Origin of the sequence: Faecalicoccus sp. (assembly GCF_036552745.1) — a bacterium.
Lineage (GTDB): Bacteria > Bacillota_I > Bacilli_A > Erysipelotrichales > Erysipelotrichaceae > Faecalicoccus.
The window spans coordinates 1-9,537 of the sequence record NZ_JAXKBY010000004.1 but is presented as its reverse complement, the minus strand read 5'-3'; the positions used below and the strand labels follow the sequence as shown (position 1 = coordinate 9,537).

The following is a 9,537-nucleotide window of genomic DNA, read 5'->3' as shown; positions in this document are numbered from 1 at the left end:
TGCATGATTTCTTCTTATATCATATGTTGCGTTTTCATGAAGAACCGCAAAAGATCTATGCTCTATGTCTTAAAGCTTTTCCATCCATAAAAAAAGAAACGATCCAGAAAGCTCTACAAACTTTCTATTCTCGTTTCTTTGCACAGCAGTTCAAACGAAACTGTATGCCGGATGGTGTCAAAGTCGGTTCTATTTGTTTTTCACCTAGAGGTGACTGGCGTATGCCAAGCGATGCCAGTCGCAATCTATGGCTTTCACAAGTAAAAGCGATCCAGAATGATTAAATCTGGGTCGTTTTCTTTTATATTCACCTTTCAATCTTTAACATCTGTACCGCAATACAACCTGGTCCACCTTGCGTAATAAACGTCGGTGATAACGGAGAAATGATGATTTTTGCCTCTGGGTATTTTGCTTTTAGCTTCTTTTGTGTTTCAAAAGCCAACTCATCATTAAAAGCATGCGTAATAAAGAAAGTATAATTCTCATCAACATGTTTCTTATCACATTCTTCCAAAATCGATTTTAAAGCTTTCGTATATGTTCGTGTTACTGTAAATTTGACTAAAGCTTTTCCGTCATCTTGTTTCTGCATCACGGGTATAAGTTTCAACAAGCCGCCAAGTCCGGCTTCAATTTGACGAACACGTCCTCCCCGAAGCAAAAATTGGAAATCAAAAGGAATTAAAAACGATAAATCACTTTCTCTGGATTTCTCCAACATAGACAATACTTGTTCCAAAGAAGCACCTTCTGCCTTCATTTTTACAGCTTCATCCACCAACAGGCGATGAGGTCCACAAAGTGTCATGGAATTAAAAATATGAATTCTTTCCGGATGCTCACATTGTTCTTTTGCCAGCATCGCATTTTCGTAAGTACCGCTTAAACCATCGGCCATGGTAATATCCAATACTTCCCCATCTTTAGTCAGTTCATTATAGGTATCGATCTTATCTCCGATAGAAGGCTGCGACGTACTGGGAACTTTCTTTTGTTTGATAAGCGTTAAAAGACGAGTACTGGTAATATCTTCAAAATCTCTATAGCTTTCTCCATCAATGTTGACATGAAGCGGACAAACACGTATTCCCTTCTTTTGTCCTTCCTGAATGGAATATAGTGTCGATGAATCTGTAACAATATGAAACATTTAAAAATCCTCCTTGGACAACTCTATCATTAAAGTATCATTAATAGTTTTTAAAGTCAATATATCTAGTTTTTAAAACTAGTTTGATTAGTTATTATAATTGTGTTACACTTCTTCCATGGAGCAAAAAGGAAACATTCAAAAAAAACTTATTGCGTTTCGATGTCCCCGATGGAAAGATCTTCCGGACTTTGATTTATACATGGATCAGGTTGTTTTGTGGATCACACAAAAGCTGGAACCCTTATATTTTAATCAGGAAAAAATCTTAACCAACAGCATGGTCAACAATTATGTTAAAAACAGTATTGTTGATCCACCTGTAAAAAAACACTATACATCGAAGCATCTGGCATATTTAATTGTCGTTTGTATTTTGAAGCGTTGTTACACATTATCCGAAATTGCCGGATTGATCGATATTCAGGCAAAAATTCCGGGATCGAACTATAAAGCGGCTTATGATAAGTTTTCGACTTACTTTGAAATTTACCTGCATGAAGTCATGAGAAAAGGAAATTTAGATTCCATTCATTCTAAATATCATTCAAAAGAAGAAGAACTCTTATGTAATGTAGTATCTTCTATTGTTTTAAAAATCTATACAGAATATTATTTGTTGGACCAATAATGCTATAAGATTAGAAGTTACTGGTTCTTTTTTGTAAGATCGCAGAAAAAAAGACACTCAAAGTCTGAGTATCTTTTCCTCATTCCATTTATCTTTTACTGGTGGGTTTTGATTTGGGATACCAAAGGCAAGAATCCATAAAGGAAGAATATGCTCTGGTAAATCAATGACTTCTTTTATTTTTTCGATTCTGTCCTGGTTAGGATATCCACCCATCCAACAAGAACCGATACTTAATTCTTTGGCCTGCACCAGCATATTTTGGGTAGCTGCTGCACAATCTTGTTGACAATAATCCGTACTGGGATTGATTGATAAATCCGCACAAACCACAATCGCAAGTGTGGCGGTTTGTAAAGGAGAAGCATAAGGCGAAAACTCCTGCAATTGACGAATCAGACTTTCCTTTTCGATCACCACAAAATACCAAGGCTGTAGGTTTCGTGCCGATGGTGCAAAAAATCCAGCTTTTAAGATGGCATTGACTTGTTCCTGTGTCAATGTTTGATTAGTGAATTGACGAACACTCGTGCGCTCGTATATCGCATTCATGGCTATTCCTCACCGTCCCAACAATACGTACAAAGCTTACATTTTGGCAAACCGATCGATTCAATCATATCATCTAAACGATGGTAACGAAGCGAAGTAAACTTAGAGCGCTTACGAATCTCTTCGCACATATTTTGATAACGTTCACTATCTGGATCTGCATATTCTTTTAATACTTCATCACTGACATTTTCACCTTCCAGATCCTTGATGACACGTCTTGTGATCAGATCCATTTCCGAACTGGAGCGTGAAAAATTTAAATATTTACATCCATACATGATTGGTGGACAGGCAGGACGTACATGAACTTCTTTAGCACCTGACTGATAAAGAAAATCTGTTGTTTCTCCCAGTTGGGTTCCACGAACGATCGAATCATCAATCAACAACAATTTTTTATCTTTGATTAGCTCCTGAACCGGAATCAGCTTCATTTTGGCAATCATATTTCTTTGTGACTGGCTGGTTGGCATAAAACTTCGAGGCCAGGTTGGTGTATATTTGATAAACGGTCTGGAGAATGGTATTTTTGTCGCATTTGAATAACCTACCGCATGGGCGATTCCACTATCCGGAACACCGGCTACGCTATCGACTTCGACATTTGTATCTCTTGTTGATAAAATTTCCCCGCAACGATTGCGCATACATTCTACATTGACGCCCTCATAAGTACTGGTTGGATAACCATAATATACCCATAAGAACGAACAAATCTTCATTTCTTCCCCGGCTTCTTGTTTCACTTCCACACCATTAGGAGTCATATACAAAATTTCACCAGGACCCATATCTTTGTAGTGATGATATCCTAAGTTTAAAAAGGCGCTGCTTTCGAATGTTGCACAATATCCTGTATCTTTTTCACCTATGATAATGGGTGTACGACCAACCTTATCACGAGCACAGTAAATACCCGATTTTGTCAGGATCAATATGCTCATACTGCCTTCTACAACATCCTGCACATAACGTAAACCTTCCACTAAACTGGCCTTTTGATTGATCAAGGCTGCCACTAATTCTGTTGGATTGATGCCACCTGTACTCATTTCAAAGAAATGTGTCATTCCGTTTTGAAAACAACTTTCCTTCAATTCGTCCAGATTGTTGATACGACCTACGGTAGTAATCGCAAAGCTTCCTAAATGAGAATGAACCAGTAAGGGCTGTGATTCAAAGTCTGAAATACAACCGATGCCCAGACCACCTTCAAACTGATCTAAATCTTTATCAAATTTAGTACGAAACGGGCTGTTTTCTATATTGTGAATGGCTCTGTTAAAACCATTCTTTCCATATACAGCCATACCAGCACGACGTGTCCCTAAGTGTGAATGGTAATCTGTACCAAAAAACAAATCTAAAACACAACTTTTTTTTGAAGCTACCCCAAAAAATCCACTCATAACGTTCTCCTTTTTTAAAAATGTATTATCAGTGTAACACAATTTTTATATTTCAGACAATTGAAGTTTAAAAAGTACAACATATCTATTTAAAGGGTACAACAATCAATCAAAAGTATGTTTTACAATCCATTCTTTTTGTAGTCTTGGTAGTTCATTTTTTTACGTCGTTTAATTGACGGTTTTCAGAACACAGGCATCATAAACGCAGCCAAAGAATCAACATCACAATAAAAAATTCTCTGGAAAATCCAGAGAATCTATTGAATTTGGTTTAATATCGCCTGATAAACCTCATCAAAGCCAATCTTTTCAGTACTGCTGATACCATAGATGTTCTTTAATGGCAATTGCAGCTTCTGTGAAATATTTTTTAATGCTTTGATTCGCTTTGTATTAGGAATCTTATCGATCTTAGTTGCCACCAACAAGATCGGAATCTGTAACGATTTAAAATATTCGATCATATCCAGATCGTCATTGGTCGGATCATGTCTGGCATCGACAAGTTGAATCGCAAGCTTTAGCTGCTCTCTCTGGGAAAAATAATCTTCCATCATCTTTCCCATCTTCTTCAACATTTCCTTGGACATACGAGCATAACCGTAGCCTGGTACATCCACTAACATCCAAGTACCGTCAATATCAAAGAAATTGATCAAGCGTGTTTTTCCGGGTGTATTTCCTACATAGGCGAGGCGCTTGCGATTGGTCAGTGCATTGATAAAGGAGCTTTTCCCAACGTTACTTCGGCCTACGACTACAACTTCCGGAAGGTTGGAATCTGGCCATTGTTCCTTTTCAACGGCACTGATGACAAATGTCGCCTGCATATTACTGAACCAGTGCGTGTGACAGGACTTGTTTCACATTGGAAACTGGAATAAATGTCACCGCATCTTTTACTTCCTGTGGAAGCTCGTCCAAATCTTTGACATTACCACGAGGAATCAAGATCGTATCGATCCCGCTTCGATGTGCAGCCAGCGATTTTTCTTTTAAACCGCCAATTGGAAGTACATTTCCACGAAGTGTTACTTCTCCTGTCATCGCAATGTTTGCCTTTACAGGAATATTACTGAAGCAGGAAACCAAAGCGGTTGTCATCGTAACACCGGCACTAGGCCCATCCTTAGGAACCGCACCTTCTGGAACATGCACATGAACGTCCAGCTTTTCAAAATCACTGGAATCGATATGATATTCCTTGGCATGTGCACGAATATAGTCTAAGGCAATACTGGCGCTTTCTTTCATGACATCGCCTAACTGTCCTGTCAGGATCAGTTTGCCATGGCCATCAAACTTATTGGCTTCAATCTGTAAGATATCGCCGCCAAAGCTGGTATAAGCAAGTCCGGTTACGGTTCCAACCTGATCTTTTTTCTCTTTTTTACCGTAATCCACTTTTTCATTGCCTAACCATTCGTGAATCAGCTTTTTATTTAAAGTAATCGAGCGTTTTCCATCCTTTAAGATCGCAAGCACGGTCTTACGACAAATCGTCGCAATCGTTCTTTCCAGCTGACGAACGCCGGCCTCTCTTGTGTAATAGCGAATCAGATATAAAAGCATCTTATCGCTGACTTTTAACTGATTTGGCTTCAAACCATTTTCTTCCAGCTGTTTTGGAAGCAAATGCTCTTTGGCAATATTGGTCTTTTCAATATCTGTATAGCTGGAAAGCTCGATGATCTCTAAACGATCACGCAAAGCCGGTGGAATATTTTCCAGATAGTTGGCGGTTGCGATAAATAAAACCTTGGAAAGATCATAGCTTTCTTCAATATAATGATCAGAGAACATAGAGTTCTGTTCCGGGTCCAATACTTCCAACATGGCAGAGCTTGGGTCCCCTTTATAATCGGAAGCCATTTTATCAATTTCATCAATTAAGAATACCGGATTTGTGACCTGTGCCTTTTTCATTCCCTGAATGATGCGTCCCGGCAAAGCGCCTAAATAAGTGCGTCGATGTCCACGAATTTCCGCTTCATCACGAACACCACCTAATGAGATTTTCACAAAGTGACGATCTAAGGCGCGGGCTACACTGCGAGCCAAAGATGTTTTACCAACACCCGGCGGACCAACCAGACATAAGATTGGCGCTTTTAGTGAATTGGTCATCTGCTTAACGGCCAAATATTCCATGATACGTTCTTTGACCTTTTCTAGGCCATAATGATCTTCATCTAAAATTCTCTGTGCCTCATTTAGGTCTTCGTTATCATGTGTTTCCTGCCACCAGGGAAGGTCCATCAGCCAGTCAATATAGTTTTTGATGACACCGGTTTCTCCGGATGCCATAGGCAGCATTTCATAACGCTGCAATTCTTCTGTAACCTTCTTCTTGATATAATCCGGATATGGATTTTCCTCTAAACGTTTACGAATTTTTTCCGCATCCTGATCCTGTGATCCGATGTCACCTAATTCTTCACGAATGGCATTCATCTTCTCACGCAGATAATAATCTTTTTGTCCCTGATCAATGCGCTCTTTGACCGTTTCATTGATCTTCTGTTCAACTTCCGACATTTTCTTTTCTTTTTCCATGTCGGCCAACAACATCTCTAAACGATCATTGATTCCCAATGTTTCCAGATATTTCTGTTTTCTTTCCGTACTTAAAGGAAAAGCCTGTACCGCACGATCACTTAAAAGATCGGCACCAATTCCTTTGGACAGTTCAATGATCAATTCTTTTGACAAGAACTTTTCCGCATTGCCCATCGTATCAAATTCATTGGCGATCATACGAACCAGAGCTACCTCTTCCATTTCATCCTGACGATAGCTGTGTAAGATATCAACCTGGGCTATGTCACTCAGGCTGCCCTGCTCCCATGCGTTTAACTGCACACGATCCAAGCCTTTAAACTTGATTCGTAAAAAGTTTTCAAAACGTCGTACATGACGAATTTCACAAAGTGTTCCGACTTTATAGATATCATCCATGGTCGGATCATCTTTTTGAAGTTCGATCTGTGAAAACAAGACAACTTTATCTTCATAGTTTTCCTGTGCATTTTCAATTGCTTTTAAGGACGGCTGACGCCCTACATCGATTACGATTTCCTGTTCCGGGAACAAAATCACGCCCCGTGTACATACTAAAGGATATGTTTGAGACATATGTACAACCTCCTTTTCCCTTTTAAAAAAGACGCCAGGCGCCTTTTTTTTACGATTCTATTTTACTACTTTACAGAATTCTTTAGCAACTCAATTGCTTTTTGTTGCGCAAGATCATATTTGATATTGTCAACCGAAATCAACTGTTTGATACGATCGATTTCCATACCATAGTTTTCGGCTAGCTTTTTGTATTCAGCTTCAACTTCTTCATCACTGGCTTCAATGGCTTCTGCTTTTACGATCGCTTCCAATACCAGGCTTGTCTTAACGCTCTTTTCAGCTTCCGGCTTCATCATATTGCGAATGTCTTCTTCGCTTTGACCACTGGCTTCCAAATACTGTTTAGCCGTAAATCCAGATTGAACCATCTGGTTTTCGAAGTTACGATACATACGATCGATCTCATTGGCAATCATCACTTCCGGAATTTCTACTTCAGCATCTTCTGTGACTTTGGAAACCAAGGCATCGGTAAACTGATTTTCAGCCTGCTGTTCTTTACGTTTTGTCAGATCTTCTTTTGTGACTTCTTTGTATTTTTCCAGTGTATCCACACCTTCACGTTTTAACTTCTGGATCAGTTCATCGTTAGCTTCCGGCAATTCTTTATATTTGATGTCATGTACAGTACATTTAAATACCGCTTCTTTTCCGGCTAGATCTTTGGCACCATATTCTTCCGGGAAAGTTACGACAACATCTTTTTCTTCTCCGCTTTTTACGCCAACTAACTGTTCTTCAAAACCTGGAATGAATGTTCCTGAACCCAATTCCAAAGGATAGTTTTCGGCAGAACCGCCATCAAATGGAACACCATCGATGCTTCCGGCATAATCGATCGTTACCTGGTCACCGTTTTCGGCAGCCTGATCTTCTTCACGAAGTACCCAGTCCGCATAACGATTCTGAATACGTTTTACTTCTTCTTCGATATCTTCATCCGTTACACTTACTTCTTCTTTGTGGATGTCTAAACCTTTGTATTCTTTTAAAGTGACTTCCGGCATAACGATACAGTTAAATACCAAAGTTACTTTTTCATCATTGGCTTCTTTCACTTCTAAAGTTGGGCGGGCAACCAATTCCAATTTATTTTCTTCGATTCCTTTTGCCAAAGCTTCATTTGCAACTTCTTCAGCCGCATATTCATAAACCATCTGTGATGGAATTTGTTTACGAATCAAAGCTTCCGGAACATGGCCTTTACGGAATCCTTTTAAGTTCACTTGTTTTTTTAGATTGTTGAAAACTTTCTTCTGTGCTTTTGTCCAGATGTCACCATCCACTTCTACTTCCAGCACACCATTTGCATGTTCGTTCAATGTCCATTTTGTAATCATTTGAATTCTCCTCTTCTTTCAATCCATAAGATCGTGTCTTGAACTTTTGTCAAATCTTTCTTTTCTGTAAAATCTTCCAATTCATCATCACGCATCAAAGCCGCATAAACTAAACGAACAATGGCTTTGGCAATCGGCAAAGCTTCTTCTTCACTTAGATCAAAAGGCCGCCTGATAAGGATCTCCTGATGAAGCAAGGTCATACAGAAATTTAGAAAAGCGGGATCGTCATTTGAAAACCAGGCATCCAATATTGCCCGTACCTCTAATACGACCGGATCAATTTCTTCTAAAAGAATCGAACTGGGAATAAAGGTAATGTCCAATCCATTTTTTTCTATTTTGAAAGGTGTATCAATTTTTTGTTCCATCAAATATTCAATCAATTCACCTTTGCTTTCATCGAGAAGTTCAGCATTCAATAGATCTTGCACTTCCCTGGTATATTGCCGTAAGTTTAGGTCCTTCATAAAAGGAATGACCTGCTCCTGTTTGGAAGGATCTTCATAGATCCATGAAAGGATCGTATCCATCCCTAAAGTATGTTCTTTTCGGATATGCGGTAAGCACTCCTGCTGATACGATTCCAGGATGGCCAGACAATCCTGCGGCACATACGGAAGTGATATCTCCTGATGAATTAAATCGTACGCTTCCTGATACGCTTTTCCATCGATCTTCTTTTGTATTTCGGCAATCAAAGACTGATAATAGGAATTCATCGTACCTCCTAGCGAAACATATAAAGTTTACCATAACTGTAAACAAGAATCAATGAATGCCCCTTTGCGAAAGCAAGGATTTTCAAGGTTTTTATAGCCGATCCATGCTATACTGTTAAAAAGGAAAGGAGAGTTATGAAATACAGATACGGTATTCCCTTACTTCTTGGTATTTTGGCCTGTCTTTGCCCCCTGCAAATCTATGCCGATGATACCTTGGTCATTGATGATTATATCAACGACCATGCCAATATCGTAGATGAAAATACGGAAGAAAATTTAAATAAGCTTGGATACCAGTTGGAACAAGAAACCGGTGCACAGGTTGTCTTTATCACAGAAGATACCCTGCATGATCAAGATATACGGCAGGTTGCCTATCAAACATTTAAAAAGTATCAGCTGGGTGACAAGGATAAAGATAATGGCATTTTGTTTATCGTAAGCATCGAAGATAAGCTTCGCTATATGGAAGTAGGTCGTAGCTTGGAAGATGTGATCACCGATATCAAAAGTCAGCATCTGCAAACAGATTATCTGGTTCCTTACTTTCAAAAGGAAGACTATTCGACCGGCATTAAAGAGC

The 9,537-nt window shown here is 39.1% G+C and carries 9 protein-coding genes and 1 pseudogene; 3 read left to right on the top strand and 7 right to left on the bottom strand.

Going from position 1 to position 9,537, the window contains the following annotated elements; genetic code table 11:
- Nucleotides 1–284: pseudogene (locus U0M88_RS00245) on the top strand (NAD(+) synthase); the annotation flags it as partial.
- Between the two features lie 23 nt (nt 285–307).
- Here U0M88_RS00245 and U0M88_RS00240 read toward each other — a convergent pair.
- Nucleotides 308–1,153, bottom strand: a complete 846-nt coding sequence (locus U0M88_RS00240; protein WP_117446110.1) for a DegV family protein — start codon at nt 1,151–1,153, stop codon at nt 308–310.
- Nucleotides 1,154–1,271: 118 nt separating this feature from the next.
- On the opposite strand from U0M88_RS00240, the gene U0M88_RS00235 reads away from it, so the two are divergent.
- Entirely contained in the window at nt 1,272–1,784 is a 513-nt protein-coding gene (locus tag U0M88_RS00235) for a DUF1836 domain-containing protein (protein WP_331868551.1), read from the top strand.
- Nucleotides 1,785–1,841: 57 nt separating this feature from the next.
- On the opposite strand, the gene U0M88_RS00230 is transcribed toward U0M88_RS00235, so the two are convergent.
- The 6 genes from U0M88_RS00230 to U0M88_RS00205 form a co-directional block, all read right to left on the bottom strand.
- Nucleotides 1,842–2,336, bottom strand: a complete 495-nt coding sequence (locus U0M88_RS00230; RefSeq protein WP_303970805.1) for a nitroreductase family protein — start codon at nt 2,334–2,336, stop codon at nt 1,842–1,844.
- Nucleotides 2,337–2,338: 2 nt separating this feature from the next.
- Entirely contained in the window at nt 2,339–3,748 is a 1,410-nt protein-coding gene (locus tag U0M88_RS00225) for an amidophosphoribosyltransferase (protein WP_117446107.1), read from the bottom strand.
- Nucleotides 3,749–4,008: 260 nt separating this feature from the next.
- Entirely contained in the window at nt 4,009–4,581 is a 573-nt protein-coding gene (gene yihA / locus U0M88_RS00220) for a ribosome biogenesis GTP-binding protein YihA/YsxC (protein ID WP_331868550.1), read from the bottom strand.
- 1 nt (nt 4,582) lies between these two features.
- Entirely contained in the window at nt 4,583–6,886 is a 2,304-nt protein-coding gene (gene lon / locus U0M88_RS00215; RefSeq protein WP_117446105.1) for an endopeptidase La, read from the bottom strand.
- Between the two features lie 65 nt (nt 6,887–6,951).
- Nucleotides 6,952–8,229, bottom strand: a complete 1,278-nt coding sequence (gene tig / locus U0M88_RS00210) for a trigger factor (protein WP_117446104.1) — start codon at nt 8,227–8,229, stop codon at nt 6,952–6,954.
- Nucleotides 8,226–8,951, bottom strand: a complete 726-nt coding sequence (locus U0M88_RS00205) for a hypothetical protein (RefSeq protein ID WP_022789674.1) — start codon at nt 8,949–8,951, stop codon at nt 8,226–8,228. The genes tig and U0M88_RS00205 overlap by 4 nt, the downstream gene beginning before the upstream one ends.
- Nucleotides 8,952–9,086: 135 nt before the next feature.
- Here U0M88_RS00205 and U0M88_RS00200 point away from each other — a divergent pair.
- On the top strand, nt 9,087–9,537 hold a 451-nt coding region (locus U0M88_RS00200), incomplete at its 3' end, for a TPM domain-containing protein (protein WP_331868549.1).

Bases quoted from the DNA above. Each gene is read 5' to 3' on its own strand.
- U0M88_RS00240 (WP_117446110.1), bottom strand. From the start codon at position 1,153: ATGTTTCATATTGTTACAGATTCATCGACACTATATTCCATTCAGGAA.
- U0M88_RS00235 (WP_331868551.1), top strand. From the start codon at position 1,272: ATGGAGCAAAAAGGAAACATTCAAAAAAAACTTATTGCGTTTCGATGT.
- U0M88_RS00230 (WP_303970805.1), bottom strand. From the start codon at position 2,336: ATGAATGCGATATACGAGCGCACGAGTGTTCGTCAATTCACTAATCAA.
- U0M88_RS00225 (WP_117446107.1), bottom strand. From the start codon at position 3,748: ATGAGTGGATTTTTTGGGGTAGCTTCAAAAAAAAGTTGTGTTTTAGAT.
- yihA (WP_331868550.1), bottom strand. From the start codon at position 4,581: ATGCAGGCGACATTTGTCATCAGTGCCGTTGAAAAGGAACAATGGCCA.
- lon (WP_117446105.1), bottom strand. From the start codon at position 6,886: ATGTCTCAAACATATCCTTTAGTATGTACACGGGGCGTGATTTTGTTC.
- tig (WP_117446104.1), bottom strand. From the start codon at position 8,229: ATGATTACAAAATGGACATTGAACGAACATGCAAATGGTGTGCTGGAA.
- U0M88_RS00205 (WP_022789674.1), bottom strand. From the start codon at position 8,951: ATGAATTCCTATTATCAGTCTTTGATTGCCGAAATACAAAAGAAGATC.